General features: G+C 68.4%; 18 protein-coding genes. 12 read left to right on the top strand and 6 right to left on the bottom strand.

The features are described from left to right. Positions 1-30: 30 nt before the first annotated feature. The 6 genes from AADV74_RS06310 (at position 31) to dnaE (ending at position 6,796) form a co-directional block, all read left to right on the top strand. Positions 31-510 carry a cell division protein SepF gene (locus tag AADV74_RS06310; RefSeq protein WP_056163549.1) on the top strand — a complete coding sequence of 160 codons (480 nt, stop codon included), beginning with the start codon at positions 31-33 and terminating at the stop codon, positions 508-510. Between the two features lie 6 nt (positions 511-516). Further along, on the top strand, positions 517-813 hold the full coding sequence (locus AADV74_RS06305; protein WP_342112615.1) for a YggT family protein: 297 nt from the start codon (positions 517-519) through the stop codon (positions 811-813). 124 nt (positions 814-937) lie between these two features. Further along, positions 938-1,612: a DivIVA domain-containing protein gene (locus AADV74_RS06300; RefSeq protein WP_342112614.1), complete on the top strand. Its 675-nt coding sequence runs from the start codon at positions 938-940 to the stop codon at positions 1,610-1,612. Next, positions 1,602-2,258 carry a signal peptidase II gene (gene lspA / locus AADV74_RS06295; protein ID WP_342112613.1) on the top strand — a complete coding sequence of 219 codons (657 nt, stop codon included), beginning with the start codon at positions 1,602-1,604 and terminating at the stop codon, positions 2,256-2,258. The genes AADV74_RS06300 and lspA overlap by 11 nt, the downstream gene beginning before the upstream one ends. A 2-nt stretch (positions 2,259-2,260) precedes the next feature. Beyond that, a complete protein-coding gene (locus tag AADV74_RS06290; RefSeq protein WP_342112612.1) occupies positions 2,261-3,181 on the top strand; it encodes an RluA family pseudouridine synthase in 921 nt (306 codons plus the stop codon). 144 nt (positions 3,182-3,325) lie between these two features. Then, on the top strand, positions 3,326-6,796 hold the full coding sequence (dnaE, locus tag AADV74_RS06285) for a DNA polymerase III subunit alpha (protein ID WP_425287275.1): 3,471 nt from the start codon (positions 3,326-3,328) through the stop codon (positions 6,794-6,796). A gap of 82 nt (positions 6,797-6,878) precedes the next feature. Here the strand turns inward: dnaE and AADV74_RS06280 are convergent, their stop codons facing one another. The 3 genes from AADV74_RS06280 to AADV74_RS06270 form a co-directional block, all read right to left on the bottom strand. Then, positions 6,879-7,487, bottom strand: coding sequence for a GNAT family N-acetyltransferase (locus tag AADV74_RS06280; RefSeq protein ID WP_342112611.1), 609 nt, complete (start codon positions 7,485-7,487; stop codon positions 6,879-6,881). Between the two features lie 9 nt (positions 7,488-7,496). Continuing rightward, entirely contained in the window at positions 7,497-8,474 is a 978-nt protein-coding gene (locus AADV74_RS06275) for a hypothetical protein (RefSeq protein WP_342112610.1), read from the bottom strand. Between the two features lie 120 nt (positions 8,475-8,594). Continuing rightward, positions 8,595-9,137 (bottom strand): flavin reductase family protein, encoded by a 543-nt coding sequence (locus tag AADV74_RS06270; RefSeq protein ID WP_056163531.1) that lies wholly within the window; start codon positions 9,135-9,137, stop codon positions 8,595-8,597. Between the two features lie 129 nt (positions 9,138-9,266). Here AADV74_RS06270 and hisD point away from each other — a divergent pair, with 129 nt between their 5' ends. From hisD to AADV74_RS06240, 6 genes are all read left to right on the top strand, one after another. Next, positions 9,267-10,568, top strand: coding sequence for a histidinol dehydrogenase (gene hisD / locus AADV74_RS06265; protein WP_342113105.1), 1,302 nt, complete (start codon positions 9,267-9,269; stop codon positions 10,566-10,568). A 106-nt stretch (positions 10,569-10,674) separates the two neighbouring features. Then, a complete protein-coding gene (locus AADV74_RS06260) occupies positions 10,675-11,157 on the top strand; it encodes a helix-turn-helix transcriptional regulator (protein WP_342112609.1) in 483 nt (160 codons plus the stop codon). Positions 11,158-11,167: 10 nt separating this feature from the next. After that, positions 11,168-11,578, top strand: coding sequence for a VOC family protein (locus AADV74_RS06255; RefSeq protein WP_342112608.1), 411 nt, complete (start codon positions 11,168-11,170; stop codon positions 11,576-11,578). A 52-nt stretch (positions 11,579-11,630) separates the two neighbouring features. Continuing rightward, positions 11,631-12,104: a transcriptional regulator NrdR gene (gene nrdR, locus AADV74_RS06250; protein WP_055904295.1), complete on the top strand. Its 474-nt coding sequence runs from the start codon at positions 11,631-11,633 to the stop codon at positions 12,102-12,104. A gap of 5 nt (positions 12,105-12,109) precedes the next feature. Beyond that, entirely contained in the window at positions 12,110-13,138 is a 1,029-nt protein-coding gene (locus AADV74_RS06245) for a quinone-dependent dihydroorotate dehydrogenase (RefSeq protein ID WP_342112607.1), read from the top strand. Between the two features lie 313 nt (positions 13,139-13,451). After that, positions 13,452-14,513 carry a ScyD/ScyE family protein gene (locus AADV74_RS06240; RefSeq protein WP_342112606.1) on the top strand — a complete coding sequence of 354 codons (1,062 nt, stop codon included), beginning with the start codon at positions 13,452-13,454 and terminating at the stop codon, positions 14,511-14,513. Between the two features lie 16 nt (positions 14,514-14,529). Here AADV74_RS06240 and AADV74_RS06235 read toward each other — a convergent pair whose 3' ends face one another. From AADV74_RS06235 to AADV74_RS06225, 3 genes are all read right to left on the bottom strand, one after another. Next, positions 14,530-15,843, bottom strand: coding sequence for a DUF445 domain-containing protein (locus AADV74_RS06235; RefSeq protein WP_342112605.1), 1,314 nt, complete (start codon positions 15,841-15,843; stop codon positions 14,530-14,532). Positions 15,844-15,924: 81 nt separating this feature from the next. Further along, positions 15,925-16,842, bottom strand: a complete 918-nt coding sequence (locus tag AADV74_RS06230; protein WP_342112604.1) for an alpha/beta fold hydrolase — start codon at positions 16,840-16,842, stop codon at positions 15,925-15,927. Then, the gene (locus AADV74_RS06225; RefSeq protein WP_342112603.1) at positions 16,839-17,543 is read right to left on the bottom strand and encodes a hypothetical protein; all 705 of its coding nucleotides are present in this window, start codon (positions 17,541-17,543) and stop codon (positions 16,839-16,841) included. The genes AADV74_RS06230 and AADV74_RS06225 overlap by 4 nt, the downstream gene beginning before the upstream one ends. Positions 17,544-17,592: the final 49 nt, after the last annotated feature.

Genomic DNA, 17,592 nt, shown 5'->3' with positions numbered 1-17,592 from the left:
ACCTGTAGTGATCACGCAACGGAGGTAGCGATGTCCAACCCGCTCAAGAAGACCATGGTCTATCTGGGTCTGGCCGACGAGGAGCTCGAATACGAGACTCCCGCGGCGGCTCCTGCCGCGCCCGTCGCGGCGGCACCGGCTCCGGCACCCGCTCGCGGTGGCGCACCGGTGACCCCCCTGCGCAAGTCCTCGACTCCGAAGGTGGTTGCACCCGTGGCATCCGAGATGAACGAGATCCTGACCGTGCACCCGCGCCAGTACCGCGACGCCCAGGTCATCGCCGAGAGCTTCCGCGAGGGCATCCCCGTGATCATCAACCTCTCGCAGATGTCGGACGGCGACGCCCGTCGCCTCATCGACTTCGCGAGCGGACTGTCTCAGGGCCTCTACGGCAAGATCGAGCGCGTCACCAACAAGGTCTTCCTGCTCTCGCCGCAGCACGTCATGATCTCCGGTGAGAACGGTGCTGCGGAGTCCGACGTCGAAGCGTCGTTCTTCGCGCAGCCGTAACAGTACGTGGCGATCGTCTCGCTCCTCGCGAGCATCCTCTACTACCTGCTGCTGATCTACTTCTTCGTCATGTGGGCGCGTTTCGTGCTCGACCTGGTGAAGACCTTCAACCGCAGTTGGCGTCCGCATGGCTTCGGTCTGGTGCTCGCCGAAGGCGTGTACACGGTGACCGAACCGCCCATCCGTTTCTTCCGCCGTCTGCTTCCTCCGCTGCGGGTCGGCGGTGTGGCGTTCGACTTCGGCTGGAGCCTGACGATGCTCATCGTCATCATCCTGATGTGGATCGTCCCGCTCTTCGCCTGAGCGGGCGCCCGATGTCGATACGACGTCGGACGTCGGCGCGCCGTGCGAATCCCCAGCGGACTTTGCTAGCGTTAGTCGAACGTTTCCAAGACCAGTTCGAATCAAGTTCAAAGGGTGGCAGGCCATGGCGCTTACTCCGGAAGATGTTGTCAACAAGCGGTTCCAGCCGACGAAGTTCCGTGAGGGATACGACCAGGACGAGGTCGATGACTTCCTCGACGAGGTCGTCGTCGAACTGCGCCGTCTGAACGGCGAGAACGAGGAGCTGCGCCAGCAGCTCGCGTCGTCCGGTTCGCGTGGCGAGGAGGCTCCGGCCGCCGTCGCTCCGGTGCCCAGCTTCGCCGAGCCCGTCGCAGCCGTCCCGGCACCCGTCGTCGCGGCCCCGGTGGCAGCGGTCGAGGACGAGCAGACCAGCACCACGAACCTCCTGCAGCTGGCTCGCCGCCTGCACGAGGAGCACGTGCGCGAGGGCATCGAGAAGCGCGACGCGCTCATCGCCGAGGGCCACGCCACCGCAGCGCGCGTCGTCGCCGAGGCCGAGGCCAAGCAGCGCGCCCAGATCGGAGCGCTCGACGCCGAGCGTCAGGGTCTCGAGACCCGCATCGACGAGCTGCGCAACTTCGAGCGCGACTACCGCTCCAAGCTCAAGGGCTACATCGAGGGTCAGCTGCGTGAGCTCGACGCGTCGGGCGGAGCCTCGGCTGCACCCGCTGCAGCCCCCGCTGGCCAGACCTTCGGTTCGCCGGTGAGCGCCTCCGGCGACCAGCAGGCTCCGAGCTTCCAGGGCTTTGGCGCGTAGCGCCGGCACGAAGAAGAGGGTCAGCTCCACCACACTCGCGCTTCTGGCCGGGGTCGCGCTCTGCGCATACGGCCTCGACCAGTTGAGCAAGTACCTCGTCGTCAGCAACCTGACGGAGGGGGAGACGGTACCGGTTCTCGGTCCCGTGCTGCAGCTCCTGTTCGTGCGTAATTCCGGAGCTGCGTTCTCCCTCGCGAGCGGCATGACGTGGATCTTCACGATCATCGCCTCGCTCGTGATCGTGTTCATCATCTGGTTCGCCACGCGCATCCGCTCCAAGGCGTGGGCCGTCGTGTTCGGCCTGCTCCTGGGCGGGGTGCTGGGCAACCTCACCGATCGCTTCCTGCGGGAGCCCAGCTTCGGCATGGGGCACGTGATCGACTTCATCTCGACACCGTGGATCGTGCCGGCCATCTACAACGTGGCCGACATGGCCATCGTGTCGAGCATGATCCTGTTCCTCATCCTGACCCTGAGGGGCATCGGCCTCGACGGTTCACGACCGAGCAAGGACAAGCCCGACGCTGAGCCCGATGCGGCAGGCGCCGTTGACGCCGATGCGACGGTGACGGATGCCGCAGCTCCCGCTGCGCCGGCGGCGCCCACAGCTCCGGCAGCACCCACTGCTCCCGAGAGTCGCGACTGAGCATGGAGACGCGCTCCCTGCCCGTGCCCGACGGTCTGGACGGCACCCGCGTCGACGCCGCGATCGCCAAGCTCCTCGGCTTCTCCCGCACCTTCGCGGCCGAGGTCGCGGAGGCAGGCGGCGTCAGTGTGGACGGGCGCACCGTCGACAAGTCCGACAGGCTGCGGGGCGGCTCCTGGCTCGAGGTGAGCTGGGCGCCGAAGCAGGCTCTCGAGATCGTGCCGATCCCGGTGCCCGACCTCGGCATCGTCCACGACGACGACGACATCGTCGTCGTCGACAAGCCTGCAGGCGTCGCAGCGCATCCCTCAGTCGGCTGGGAGGGTCCGACCGTGGTCGGCGCTCTCGCCGCCGCCGGTTTCCGCATCTCCACGTCGGGGGCTCCAGAGCGCGCCGGAGTCGTGCACCGCCTCGATGCCGGCACCAGCGGCCTCATGGTCGTCGCCAAGAGCGAGAAGGCCTACACGGCCCTAAAGCGCGCCTTCCACGATCGCGAGGTCGAGAAGATCTACCACGCCGTCGTGCAGGGGCACCCCGATCCGCTCCTCGGCACGATCGACGCGCCCATCGGGCGGCATCCGCGCTCCGACTGGAAGTTCGCCGTCATCGCCGACGGCAAGCACTCCGTCACCCACTACGAGACACTCGAGGCGTTCCCCTACGCCTCCCTGCTCGAGGTCCACCTGGAGACAGGGCGAACGCACCAGATCCGCGTGCATATGGCGGCCCAGCGGCATCCGTGCGTCGGAGATGCCATGTACGGAGCGGACCCCAAGCTGTCGGCCAAGCTCGGTCTCACCAGGCAGTGGCTGCACGCCCACCAGCTCAGCTTCGACCACCCGTCGAGCGGAGAATGGGTCACCTTCCGGTCGCCGTACGCGCCAGAACTGCAGCACGCCCTCGACGTTCTGCGCGGCGACTGACCGACACGCTCGCGACGCGCCGATGCGCGGCCGCGCAGGTCTTAAGCTGGACACTCACCACCCGCTCGTCCCCTCTCGTCAGGAGTGAATCTGCCCTCCAACGGTGACTCCTTCGTCCACCTGCACGTACACAGCGAGTACTCGATGCTCGACGGCGCCGCGCGCGTCAAGCCGCTCATCGAGGCCGCTGTCGAACAGGGCATGCCCGCCGTCGCCGTCACCGACCATGGCAACGTGTTCGGAGCATTCGACTTCTGGCGCACGGCCACCGAGGCCGGCATCAAGCCGATCATCGGCACCGAGGCCTACGTCACCCCGGGCACCCACCGCGGCGACCGCACGCGGGTGCGGTGGGGCAACGGTGGCGAGGACGACGTGTCGGGTGCCGGCGCCTACACGCACATGACCCTGCTGTCGTCGACGACCGAGGGCATGCACAACCTGTTCAGGCTCTCGAGCAAGGCGTCGATGGAGGGCTACTACTTCAAGCCCCGCATGGACCGGGAGATCCTCTCCGAGTACAGCACCGGCCTCATCGCCACGACCGGCTGTGTGAGCGGCGAGGTGCAGACCCGCCTGCGACTCGGGCAGTACGACGAGGCGGTCAAGGCCGCCGCCGACTTCCAGGACATGTTCGGCAAGGAGAACTACTACGCCGAGATCATGGATCACGGCCTGCCGATCGAGCGGCGCACCATGAACGACCTGCTCAAGCTCGCCAAGCAGCTCGACATGCCCCTCGTCGCCACCAACGACCTGCACTACACGCACGCCCACGACGCGACCAGCCATGCCGCCCTCCTCTGCGTGCAGTCCGGTTCCACCCTCGACGACCCGAACCGCTTCAAGTTCGACGCAGACGAGTTCTACCTGAAGAGTGCGGACCAGATGCGGTCGCTGTTCCGCGACTACCCGGAGGCCTGCGACAACACCCTGCTCATCGCCGAGCGCTGCAACGTCGAATTCGACACCAACGCCAACTACATGCCGCGCTTCCCCGTGCCAGAGGGGGAGACCGAGGACTCGTGGTTCACCAAGGAGGTCGACGCCGGCCTCGCCGAGCGCTACCCGAACGGCATCCCCGACGACGTGCGCAAGCAGGCCGACTACGAGGTCGGCGTCATCCTGCAGATGGGCTTCCCCGGCTACTTCCTCGTCGTCGCCGACTTCATCAACTGGTCGAAGCGCAACGGCATCCGCGTCGGCCCCGGCCGTGGCTCGGGTGCCGGATCGATGGCCGCCTACGCCATGAAGATCACCGACCTCGATCCGCTGCGCCACGGGCTCATCTTCGAGCGCTTCCTCAACCCCGACCGCGTCTCCATGCCCGACTTCGACGTCGACTTCGACGATCGTCGCCGCGGCGAGGTCATCAAGTACGTGACCGAGAAGTACGGCTCCGAGCGCGTCGCCCAGATCGTGACCTACGGCACCATCAAGGCCAAGCAGGCGCTCAAGGACTCGTCCCGCGTGCTCGGCTTCCCCTTCGGCATGGGCGACAAGCTCACGAAGGCGATGCCGCCGCCCGTCATGGGCAAGGACATCCCGCTCACCGGCATCTTCGACAAGGCGCATCCGCGATTCAAGGAGGCCAGCGACATCAGGGCCGTCGTCGAGACGGACCCCGACGCCCGCACGGTCTTCGACACGGCTCTCGGCATCGAGAACCTCAAGCGCCAGTGGGGCGTGCACGCTGCCGGCGTGATCATGTCGAGCGACCCGCTCATCGACATCATCCCGATCATGAAGCGCGAGCAGGACGGCCAGATCGTCACGCAGTTCGATTACCCGGCCGCTGAGTCGCTCGGCCTGATCAAGATGGACTTCCTGGGGTTGCGCAACCTCACGATCATCTCCGACGCCCTCGACAACATCGAGGCGAACCGCGGTCACAGGCTCGACCTCGAGTCGCTCGAGCTCGACGACCAGCCCTCCTACGACCTGCTCGCCCGTGGCGACACCCTCGGCGTGTTCCAGCTCGACGGCGGGCCCATGCGCGGCCTGCTGCGCCTGATGAAGCCCGACAACTTCGAGGACATCTCGGCCGTGCTGGCGCTCTACAGGCCCGGCCCGATGGGTGCCGACTCCCACACCAACTACGCGCTCCGCAAGAACGGCCTGCAGCCGATCACGCCGATCCACCCCGAGCTGGCCGAGGCCCTCGAGGACGTGCTCGGTGGCACCTACGGCCTCATCATCTACCAGGAGCAGGTGATGTCGATCGCCCAGAAGGTGGCCGGCTTCTCGCTCGGCCAGGCCGACATCCTGCGGCGCGCGATGGGCAAGAAGAAGAAGAGCGAGCTCGACAAGCAGTTCGAGGGCTTCTCAGGCGGCATGACGGCGAACGGGTACTCCGCTGCCGCGATCAAGACGCTATGGGACATCCTGCTGCCGTTCTCCGACTACGCCTTCAACAAGGCGCACTCGGCGGCCTATGGCGTCGTGTCGTACTGGACCGCGTACCTGAAGGCGCACTATCCGGCGGAGTACATGGCCGCGCTGCTCACCAGCGTCGGCGACTCCAAGGACAAGATGGCCATCTACCTGAACGAGTGCCGCCGCATGGGCATCAGGGTGCTGCCGCCCGACGTGAACGAGTCGATCGGCTTCTTCGCCGCAGCAGGCGAGGACATCCGCTTCGGCCTCGGCGCCGTGCGCAACGTGGGCATGAACGTCGTCGACGGCATCCGTGCCGCCCGAGAGGAGAAGGGCCGCTTCGAGTCGTTCCACGACTACCTGCGCAAGGTCCCGATCCACGCTACGAACAAGCGCACGATCGAGTCCCTGATCAAGGCCGGCGCCTTCGACTCCCTCGGCAACACCCGCCGCTCGCTCGTGGAGATCCACGAGCAGGCCGTCGAGTCCGCGGTGAAGATCAAGCGCGACGAGGACAACGGCAACGTCGGCTTCGACTTCGACAGCCTGTTCGAGGACGCGGGGGCCGCGCCCGTCTCGCACGTTCCCGATCGCCCGGAGTGGTCGAAGCGCGACAAGCTCGCCTTCGAGCGCGAGATGCTCGGCCTCTACGTCTCCGACCACCCGCTCGCGGGGCTCGAGGTTCCGCTGGCCAAGCACGCCGACATCGCGATCGCCGACCTCATGGCGAACGAGAACACCCAGGACGGCGAGACAGTCACGATCGCCGGCCTGGTCACGAGCGTGCAGCACCGCACGGCGAAGAACTCGGGCAACCAGTACGGCATGATCCAGGTGGAGGACTTCGGCGGCGAGATCACCGTGATGTTCATGGGCAAGGCCTACCAGGAGTTCGCCCCCGCCCTGGTCGGCGACTCCATCGTGGTCGTGCGCGGGCGCGTCAGCCTGCGCGATGACGGCATGAACCTGCACGCCTACAGCATCTTCAGTCCCGACCTCGGTCAGGGCGACATGGATGGCGCACCCGTCGTCATCTCGGTGCCGGAGTCGCGGGCGACGACCGACATCATGCAGTCGCTCGGCGATGTCCTCATCCGTCACTCCGGCGAGACCGAGGTGAGGCTGAAGCTCGTGAAGGGCTCGACGGCGCGCGTGTTCGAGGTGCCCTATCCCGTGCGCGTGACGGCCGACCTCTACGGTGAGCTCAAGAGCCTGCTCGGCCCCAACTGCCTGGTCTGACCATGTCTGCTCGCTGAGGCCCGCGCAGCGCGCGGTCGACGCGCTACCTGACGGCGCTTCGACCACGGACTCCGTCCGGGCCTCAGCGAGCGGGGCCCAGCTCCACCGTGAACACGATCGGGCCGTCGCCGGCGCGTTCCTGCCTCGTGAAGCCCACGCGCGGATAGAACGCCTGCCCTCCGACGTTCCGAGGGTCGACGGCCAGATGCAGCCCGGTCACGCCGGCCTCCCGCAGCGCGTCGAGCGCCTTCCCGATGAGGACTCGCCCGAGCCCCTGCCCCTGCAGGCGCGGGTGCAGGTCGATGTGGAGGTGCGCCGGGTAGCGCACCAGCACGTCGTCGGCGATGCGCTCGGGCTCGTGGAACAGCGCGACGAGGGCGTTGTCGGCATCCGTCGCGGCTGATCCCACCGGGTACTGGGCGCGCAGGGCCGGCCACCACTCGCTCTCCTCCCACGCCTCGAAGGCACGGGTGTCCGGTGCGGCGAGCACGTACCCGCCGATGCCGCGCTCGTCGGCGACGACGAAGGCGAACTCCGGATGACGCACGGCGTACGGGCCGGCGTAGACGTGTCCGATCAGGTCGGGGTTCTCGTACACGCCCCTGCCGTCGGCGCCGGCATCACCCGTCGCCAGGCAGATGTCGTAGATGCCGGGCAGGTCGTGGGGGAGCGGATGGCGGATCTCGGTCACGCGTCAACGTTAGCGGCGCGCTGCTGCACCCTGACGGAGGCTGAGCCCGATGCCGATCAGCGCCACGCCCACGATCGCCGCGCCGCCGAGCAGGGTGGCTGCGTCGGGCAGCATGATGGACTGCCCGCGCAGCGCCTGCCACGTCACCAGCGCCATGACGGCACCGTAGATCGCGAAGGTCGTCCAGACCAGGCCGACCCGCACGCGCACGTCGGCGAGCACGGCGACGCGACGCGCGGCGAGCTCGATGAGCAGCAGCGCGAGAGGAAGCACCTGCAGGGCGTGCATGCCGATGAAGTGCGGGATGCGCAGGTCTCCGTGCTCGGTGCTCCAGCCGAGCAGGAGCAGGCCGGACCCGCCGTCATCGGCTCCCACGGTGTGGGCGCCGATGATGCCCTCGTAGTCGTCGAGTTGCGCGGGCAGGGGCATCGTCATGAGGAAGCCGAGGCCGAGACCCACGAGGCAGAGTGCCGCCCCGAGCCTGATCGCCAGCGAGCGCGCTCGATCGGCCAGAGGCGTGAACCACAGCAGCACGGCGGCGACGAGGGTGGCGATCCAGAGCACGGCGATCGATGTGCCCATGATCGACCAGACGGCCTCGTCGAACGGGTTCGCCTGGTTGAAGTGGCTGCGATGACCGCGCACCGTCTGCAGCACCATCAGCACGGTCTCGATCGCGAGGGTGGCGGCGATCACCGTGCCAGCCCACCAGGCCGTGCGTCGGAACCGTGTGAGCTGACCGATGAGCCACGCCCAGGTCACGGCGTAGATCGCGATCGAGATGGCGAACTTCAGCGGCTTCGCCCACACGGGCGCACCCACGAGTTCGCGCTGGTCGACCAGTAGGCCGATCGTGGCCACCACTCCGAGGACGACCATGCCGATGGCGAGGGCGATCAGCGGTCCATGCCAGCGGACGGGCGGCGGAAGCAGCATCGGCGAGCCCGCCGGCGTCGTGGCCGCCCTGGTCGGAAGTGTCGTGGACATGGTCGCCTCGTCTCTCGACCCGGTGGGTCTCGAGAGCACGGTAGCGACGGTCGACGCGTGGCCGGCATCCGCTCGCCCCCCGAGGAATGCGGGGGAATACCCCCGAAAAGCGAGGGATGCTCAGTCGGAGAGCACGTCACCCGGGGCGTGGTAGAACCGCTCGTGGTAGAGCAGCGGGGCGTCGATCGGGCCGAGGGCGCCGGTCTCTATCTGCACGACCACGACGGCGCTGTTGTGCACCAGGACGCGCTCGATGATCCGGCCCTGCATCCACGCCGTCACGTCGGTGAGCACGGGGAGGTCGTGCGGGCCGGGCGTCCAGTGGTCGCCCGAGAAGCGCTCGGCGGCAGGACCCGCCATGATCTGCGCGAGCCCGCGGTTGCGGCGCCCGAGCATGTGGATGACGAGCCGATCGGTCTCGGCCAGCGCCGGCCACGAACTGGCGGAGCGCGCCATGTTGAAGGTCGCGAGCGGCGGGACGGCCGAGAGCGACGCGAGCGAGGTGGCCGTGAAGCCGACAGGGGTTCCCGACGAGTCGAGCGCCGTGATGACGGCGACTCCCGCCGCATGACGGCGGAACGCCTGCTTGAACGAGAGCAGGTCCTCGGGCGTTGCAGCGTCGGAGAACGTGATGGAGCTGGAGGCGGGGGCTGACTCATTCATACGAATGCTTCAATCATCGTCCTGCCGGGGCTATTCCTGAAACGGGGTCGTCACGAGGGTACGTATTCGCCGCGAGGCTTCGTCTCCGAACGCGGATGCCGCGGCCCGGCCCATAAACTCGAAGGCGTGATGCACACGATCGACCTCCGAGGCCGCACCCACACGTCGGCAGAACTGCTCGCGCTCGTTCCGAGGGCTGCAGTCGACGTCGCCGTGGCCAGCGAGGCCGCTTCGGCACTCATCGACGAGGTGCGCGTGGGCGGATCGGAGGCGCTGCTCGCCCAGGCCGATCGCTTCGACGGCGGACGCCCGCCGGCCCTCCGCGTTCCGGCGGCCGAGATCGCAGAAGCTGTCTCGACCCTCGACCCCGCCGTCCGCCGGGCCCTCGAGGAGACCATCCGCCGCGTCAGGCTCGCGAGCACGGCCCAGGTGCCTCCGAACACCGTCACCGAGATCGGGCCCGGCGCGCGCATCCGTCAGCGCTGGCAGCCCATCGCCCGTGTCGGCCTCTATGTGCCCGGCGGCAAGGCCGTCTACCCGTCGAGCGTCGTCATGAACGTGGTGCCGGCCCAGGTCGCCGGGGTCACCTCGATCGCCCTCGTGTCGCCGCCGCAGCGCGACCACGGCTCGCACGTGCACCCCGTCGTGCTCGCGGCCGCCGGGTTGCTCGGCATCGACGAGGTCTACGCGATGGGCGGTGCCGGTGCCATCGGCGCCCTCGCCTACGGCGTCGACGACCTCGGCCTCGAGCCAGTGCAGCTCGTCACCGGGCCGGGCAACGTGTATGTCGCCGCGGCCAAGCGCCTCATCCGCGGCCAGGCCGGAATCGATGCCGAGGCGGGTCCCACCGACATCCTCGTGATCGCGGATGCCGCAGCCGACGCCAGGCTCGTGGCCGCCGACCTCATCAGCCAGGCCGAGCACGACGAGCTCGCCGCCGCCGTGCTGGTGACGGACTCGACCGAGCTCGCCGATGCCGTCGTCGCAGAGGTCGAGCGCCAGGTCGCTCTCACGACCCACCGTGAGCGCGTCACGGCGGCGTTGACCGGTGAGCAGTCCGCCGTGGTGCTCGTCGACGATCTCGACGCGGCCGCCGCCTTCAGCAACGCCTTCGGACCGGAGCACCTGGAGATCCAGACGACGGATGCCGAGGCCGTGCTCGCCGGCATCCAGAACGCCGGCGCCATCTTCCTCGGACCGCACTCGCCGGTCAGCCTCGGCGACTACGCCGCAGGCTCCAACCATGTGTTGCCGACGGGCGGACAGGCACGATTCGCCGCTGGGCTGAACGCCGCGACCTTCCTGCGGTCGCAGCAGGTCGTCGAGTACACGAAGGACGGCCTGTCCGATGTCGCCGAGTCGATCGCCGCGTTGTCGGCGACCGAGGCGCTGCCGGCCCACGGCGACGCCGTCGTGGCGCGCTTCAGCTGAGGCGCGGCGGCTCCGGAGGTCGAGCCTGCGAACGGCCACGACCGCGGCCGGACGTCGCGCCCGCGGCATCCGTGACCTGCGAAAACCGCGGTGCTACCGTGGGATCATGACGCCGCAGGAGCTCGAGAACCTCGCTCACCTGCGCCGTGCCCGCGACCTGATCGACCGCGACTACGCCCAGCCGCTCGACGTGCCGACCATGGCGGCGAAGGCCCTGATGTCTCCGGCGCACTTCTCGCGCAGTTTCCGAGCCGCATACGGAGAGACGCCGTACAGCCATCTCATGACCCGCAGGATCGAGCGGGCCATGGCGTTGCTGCGTGCCGGGTCGAGCGTGACCGATGCCTGCATGGCCGTCGGGTGTACGTCGCTCGGATCGTTCAGCTCGCGCTTCCTCGAGATCGTGGGCGAGACGCCCTCGGCCTACCGCAGCCGGGGACACGACGCCGTGGAGGCGATGCCGGCCTGCATCGCGAAGGTGTACACGCGGCCGAAGCGCACTGCGACGAGTGCCAGTGAGCCGGCTGCTCCGGCAGCGACGTCGGATTCGAGCAGGATCGGAGAAGCGGGCGTCTCGAGCGCGGCGTAGCGTCGGCTTCATGACCATCGCACTCCAGTTCACCAACATCACCGTCAACGACGTCGACGAGTCGCTGCCGTTCTACCGCGACGCCCTCGGGCTCGAGGTTCAGAACGACGTCGCCTCTGGCGATTACCGCTGGGTCACCCTGGGCAGTGATGCCCAGCCGGGACTCGGCATCGTGCTGTCCGTGCCGCACGCCGGACGTTCTCAGGCCGACGGCGACGCCATGCAGGAACTCCTCACGAAGGGCGTGCTGCCGCTGCTCGTGTTCGCCTCCGACGACGTCGACGCCACCTTCGAGACCCTGCGCGCCTCGGGCGCCGAGGTGCTGCAGGAGCCGATCGACCAGGGCTGGGGTCCGCGCGACTGCGCCTTCCGCGACCCGTCGGGCAACACCGTGCGCATCGCCCAGGCCCCCGCGGCCTGAGCGACCTGCGGCATCCGGAACCCGCCCGCCCGTTCGCTAGGCTGGGGGCACGATGTTCTGCCCTTTCTGCCGTCACCCCGACTCCCGCGTCATCGACTCCCGCACCAGCGATGACGGCCTCAGCATCCGTCGTCGTCGTCAGTGCCCCGAGTGCGGTCGACGCTTCTCCACCACCGAGACGGCGAGCCTCTCGGTGATCAAGCGCAGCGGAGTCGTGGAGCCGTTCAGCCGCGAGAAGGTCGTCAGCGGCGTGCGCAAGGCCTGCCAGGGGCGTCCGGTGACGGATTCCGACCTCGCGGTGCTGGCGCAGAAGGTCGAGGAGACCATCCGTTCGACCGGTGCATCGCAGCTCGACGCGAACGACATCGGCCTCGCCATCCTCCCGCCGCTGCGTGAGCTCGACGAGGTCGCGTACCTCCGCTTCGCCAGTGTCTACCAGGCCTTCGAGTCGCTCGACGACTTCGAGTCGGCCATCGAGCAGCTCCGCGACGAGCACGGCCGCCTCCCGGCCCGCCCGCAGGAGTAGCGCCGGTGTACGACTTCATCTTCCGCACCTTCTTCGCGCGCATGGACCCTGAGCGCGCCCATCACCTGGGCTTCGTGGTCATCCGGATGCTGGGCTGGCCGGTCATCGGACCTCTCGTCGCCCGCTTCACGCGTTCACCGAAGCCGCAGCCCGTCCGCGCGCTCGGCCTGACCTTCCCGACGCCGTTCGGTGTCGCTGCAGGGTTCGACAAGAACGCGCACGCCGTGATCGGCCTCGGCCGTCTCGGCTTCGGCCACATCGAGGTCGGCACCATCACGGCCCACGCCCAGCCGGGCAACGAGACCCCGCGCCTGTTCAGACTCATCCCAGACCGTGCCGTGATCAACCGCATGGGATTCAACAACGCCGGTGCTGATGTCGCGCGCACCCGTCTCGTCGCCCTGCGGCGCAGGCGCAACCGACCCGTCATCGGCGTGAACATCGGCAAGAGCCGCATCACGCCGGTCGAGGAGGCCACCGAGGACTACCTCGCCTCGACCCGCCTGCTCGCGCCCCTCGCCGACTATCTCGTCGTCAACGTCTCGTCGCCGAACACCCCGGGCCTGCGTGGCCTGCAGGAGCTGGAGCTGCTGACGCCGCTGCTCACCGCGGTGAAGGCTGCTGCAGGCACGACTCCGCTGCTCGTGAAGATCGCTCCCGACCTCGAGGACGACGCCATCGACCGCATCGCCGGCCTCGTCGTCGAGCTCGGACTCGACGGCATCATCGCCACCAACACCACGATCTCCCGCGAGGGTCTCGCCACGGCGGCGTCGGTCGTCGAGGCAGCCGGCGCCGGCGGTCTCTCGGGTGCGCCGCTCGCGGCTCGCTCGCTGGCCGTGCTCCGCCGCATCCGTGCGGTCGTGCCCGACTCGCTCTGCGTGATCTCCGTCGGCGGTGTCGACACTGCGGCGGATGTCGCAGAGCGCCTGGCGGCCGGAGCAACGCTCGTGCAGGGCTACACGGCGTTCCTCTACCGCGGCCCGCTCTGGGCGCGTCAGATCAACCGCGGCCTGGCGTCGCTCCGCCGGTAGCTCGGCGCCGGTAGCTCCGCCGCGAGCCCCGCGCGCCCCTGCGAGTCAGCGGAGTTCGGCGCCCTAACGCGCCAGGATCGCCGGTCTGCAGCATCCGGGGCCCCTCAACTCCGCTGACTCGCACGCGCTTCATGAGAAACGGAGCCCACTCCTTGACCTCGGCGCCGCAGCGGAGGAGCGTGTTGTGCAGCTGCGGTGGCGAAGGAGCATGCAGCGGTGTTCTGATTCGTCTCGAGCGGCTCCACCCAACGCCGGTCGCTCGAGTGACGCATGGCGGCCGGTACCGACGCATGTCGACCGGAGGAAAACTCTCATGAGAATCAGAAGAACGCTGCTCTCGGGCGCCGCTGTCGCGGCTCTCGTCCTCTCGTCGCTGCTCGCCCCAGCTGCGGCGAGCGCGACCACGCAGTCAGGCGGAGGCAACGGCCATGGCGGCCCCGCCGAGACCATGCTCGTCTCGGGGCTGCAGGGTGCCAGTGGCAGCACCATCGGACCTGACGGCGCGCTCTACGTCACCGAAGGCGCGATAGGCCAGGTGACGCGGGTCGATCTGCGAACCGGGGCGACGTCCCCACTGGTGACAGGGCTCCCGCCCGCGATCATCGGCATCGGCGGTGCCATCGACGTGGCATTCATCGGTCGCACCGCCTACGTGCTCGTGACGATGGTGGGCGATGACGTGCCCGGTGCCACGACCAATGACACCGTCGGCATCTACAGGGTCGACGGACCGGACAGCTTCACCGTCGTCGCCGACATCGGCCAGTGGTCGATCGAGAACCCGCCCCCGGCCGACATCGACATCTTCATCGCACGTGGAGTGCAGTTCGCGATGCAGCCTTCACGTGGGGGATTCCTCGTGACGGATGGGCACCACAATCGAGTGCTCAAGGTGTCGCTGTCCGGGGCGATCAGTCAGCTCGTCCAATTCGGCAACATCGTTCCGACCGGCCTGACGACCCGCGGCTCCGTCGTGTACATGGCCGAGGCCGGCCCGGTGCCGCACGACCCCGCCACAGGCAAGGTCGTCTCCTTCGGTCGATGGAACCCGAATCCCCGCGACGTCGCATCCGGCTACAGCCTGCTCGTCGACGTGGAGTACGGCGCCTGCGGGCTCTACGCGCTCTCACAGGGCGACTCGCCGGGCGCGGTTCCCGAGGGATCGCCCGCCCTGCCCGACAGCGGTGAGCTGCTGAAGGTCAACCGCAACGGCACGTTCTCCGTCGTGGTCGACGGCCTCGACCTGCCGACGTCCGTCGACTTCAGGGGCGACACCGCCTATGTCGTCACGCTCGGTGGTGAGGTGTGGAAGATCACCGACATCGCGAACCACCACCGTGGCGGTTGCGGAGGGACCGGGCATCACGGACGGTGATGCGACCTGACACCCATCAGAACAGCGCGTGCACCCCTGTGGCGACCGCGTAGATCGTGACGCCGGCCAACGCTCCCACCACGGTGCCGTTGATGCGGATGAACTGCAGGTCCTTACCGACCTGCAGTTCGATCTTCTCGGTCGTCTCGCTGGCGTCCCAGCGCTCGACGGTCTCGGTGATCACAGCGGCTAGGTCGTGCCTGTAGTTGAGCACCACGTAGGTGGCGGCATCCGCGATCCACGCGTCGACCTTGCCCGCCAGCACCGTGTCCTTCGAGAGTCGCTGTCCCACCTCGACGAGCGCGGCTTCAGCGCCGACGCGGAGTTCGCTCGACGGGTCGGCCAGCGAATCGGCCAGGCTCACCTTCACCGAGCTCCACAGCTCCTCGGCGAATTCGCGCAGCCTGGGGGAGTCGAGGAAGTCGGCCTTGATCGCCTCGACGCGCTCGATCATCTCGGGGTCGTGCTGCAGCCTGTCGGTGACTCCGGCGAGGTACTGGTCGATCGACAGGCGGAGGGGATGCTGCTGATCCTCGCGCACCGCCTGCAACAGCTTCAGCACCTCGCGGTGCGCGCGGTCGTCGACGATCCCGCTGACGAAGCCGGGCACCCAGCGTGGGAGGCGCTCCGAGACCACGTCGCCGAGAGCATCCGGATGCGCCACCAGCCACGTCTCGGTGGCATCGAGCACGGCATCCACCGCGGCCCGCTGCTGGTCGGCCGCCACGAGCTGCGACCCGACCCGACCGAGCGACGGCGCCCACTCCGGCTCGAACAGGTGACGACGCGCGAGCCGCTCGATCACGTCGCGCACGTCGTCGTCGCTGAGCAGCTTCAGCATGCCCTGCGCCGCGACGGCCCCCTCGGCGCTGACGCGAGCTGCGTTCCGCCGATCCGCCAGCCAGGTTCCCACCTTGTCGGCGACGCTGAAGGTGGCGAGCTTGCCGCGCACGACCTCCTCCGACAGGAAGTTCTCCTCCACGAACTCGCCGAGGCTCGCCCCGATCTCGTCCTTGCGGGTCGGGATGATCGCCGTGTGCGGAATCCTGAGGCCGAACGGATGCCGGAAGAGCGCAGTCACAGCGAACCAGTCGGCGATGGCGCCGACCATCGCGCCTTCGGCGGCGGCGCGCACGTACGCGAGCCACGGGTAGACATCCTGCAGTGAGAAGGACACGGCGAACACGACGGCGGCGAGCACGAGGAGCCCGCCGGCGATGCGCTTCATCTGCCGGAGCGCGACCAGCCTGTCGGCATCCGCGTCGCTCAGGATTCGCGTCGCCGGGTCCACGCCACGCGTCGCAGTGAGCGGATCTGCCTCCCGAGTCATCGAGCCCCCTTCAGATGGTGAGTGTCACTCCTCCCACCGTAGGCCTCGTCGAGCCTGCACTCGCTCGTGCGCGGGATGCGGCTACTCGGCACCGATGGGAGGAAGGTGTTCGCTCCGGTGGATCTCGTAGGTCACGGCGTTGCCCGGGGAGTCCGGATCGTCGGTGATCGGCTTGTCGTCCATGAACAGCCGGATCGCGTGGGCCAGCTCACCAGGGTGGCTGAAGTTGATGGCGTGCGCGGCACCCTCGATGACGACGAGGAGGATGTGGTTGTCGGTGCGCACGGCGATGTCGTGCACTCTTTGCGGCCCCGGCATCAGCGGGTCTCGCGTGCCGAGCACCACGAGAGTGGGGATCTGCAGGGCGAGCAGGCGCTCGAGCGATGGATACTTCGTGAGGGCTCGGAACATCCTGACCGTGCTCGGAACGCCGAAGCGCAGGTAGTCGGGAGTGGCGACGCCGACCATCTTCGTCGGTTCGCGGCCACCGTCGCGTGCCAGCTGACCGACCGCCCGCCGGAGGGGTTGATTGTGGATTCCGCCGGCGGGGGACACCAGGACCGCCCGGTCGAGACGTTCCGGATAGTGGTGCGCGAACTCCAGGATCACCGGGCAGCCCATCGAGTTCCCCACCAGAGTGACCGACTCGACGCCGCGGTCGTCGAGGAATCGAGCGGCCGCGTGGGCGAGATCGGGTACATCGAGTGTGGACGGCGCCTTACCGCTGCGCCCGAAACCCGGCAGGTCCGGCACCAGCGTGTGGAACTCGTCGCTCAGCAGGGCTGCCGTCGGCAGGAGATAGCGACCTGACAGTCCGAAGCCGTGCAGGTGCATCATCACCGGTGCGCCCAGGGGCGGCTCCGGTGATTCCCGGTAGAAGACGTCGATGCCGTCGACGGTGGTCCAGCGCTCGGCGAGACTCGACGCGGGTTTGCGCGGAGTGCGACGCTCTCGACGACGCGCGTCTGCTGACTGTCGGGACGGCTTCCGATCCTTCACCGGTGACTCCTGTCGGTCGGCCCGTGCGGCGGCGTGGGACTGACAGGCACGAACGAGGCGAGCGAGCGCCTGTAGCCGCGAAACCCGAGTACCAACCAGGTCAGGACCGAGAGCACTGTCAGCACGGCGCCGAGGATGATCGCCAGGGGGTACAGGCCGGTGAGAGCGGCCAGCAGGCCGCCCACGAACAGACCGAGCACCGCCGAGTTCACGACGATGATGAACACCATCGAACTCCCGGCGACCTGAGTGGAGCCACGCGGGCGGAGGAATGAATAGGTCCTCATCATCCCGGCTTCGTCGTCGTGTGCCGATGCGAAGAAGTACCGCTCCACCCCGGGGTCGATATCGACATATGCGGCTCGCAGCCGATTCATCGCAATCACGAACATCATGTCCTCGTCGGCGACGTTGATCACGCGGATCTGGGTCAGGATGCCGATCACATACAGCAGACCGAGGATGCCCAGCGCTGACGGGGCGAAGGGTCCGCCGTACTCCGTCGCCTGTCCGAGCAGACTCACGCTCACGAGCGCTGCGGAGACGAGGGTGAGGAAGATCGCGATGCGCGTGAGCACCTCGGCCTGCGAGGTGCTGCGCGACGCGAGGAGGCCCCAGTGCTCGGTGGCGAGGATCTGCGCTCGGACCGAGGGCGGAACCGGCTGCGGCTCCGCGGAGGTCGGCGATGCCGCATCCGTCATGGGACACATTGTGCTCCCGTGATGCGTGCGACCGCCAGAGCCAGGGGCA

The organism is Leifsonia stereocauli, assembly GCF_038432415.1.
Lineage (GTDB): Bacteria > Actinomycetota > Actinomycetes > Actinomycetales > Microbacteriaceae > Orlajensenia > Orlajensenia stereocauli.
The sequence above is the reverse complement of the archived record's forward strand: the minus strand, read 5'-3'. Positions and strand labels throughout refer to the sequence as shown.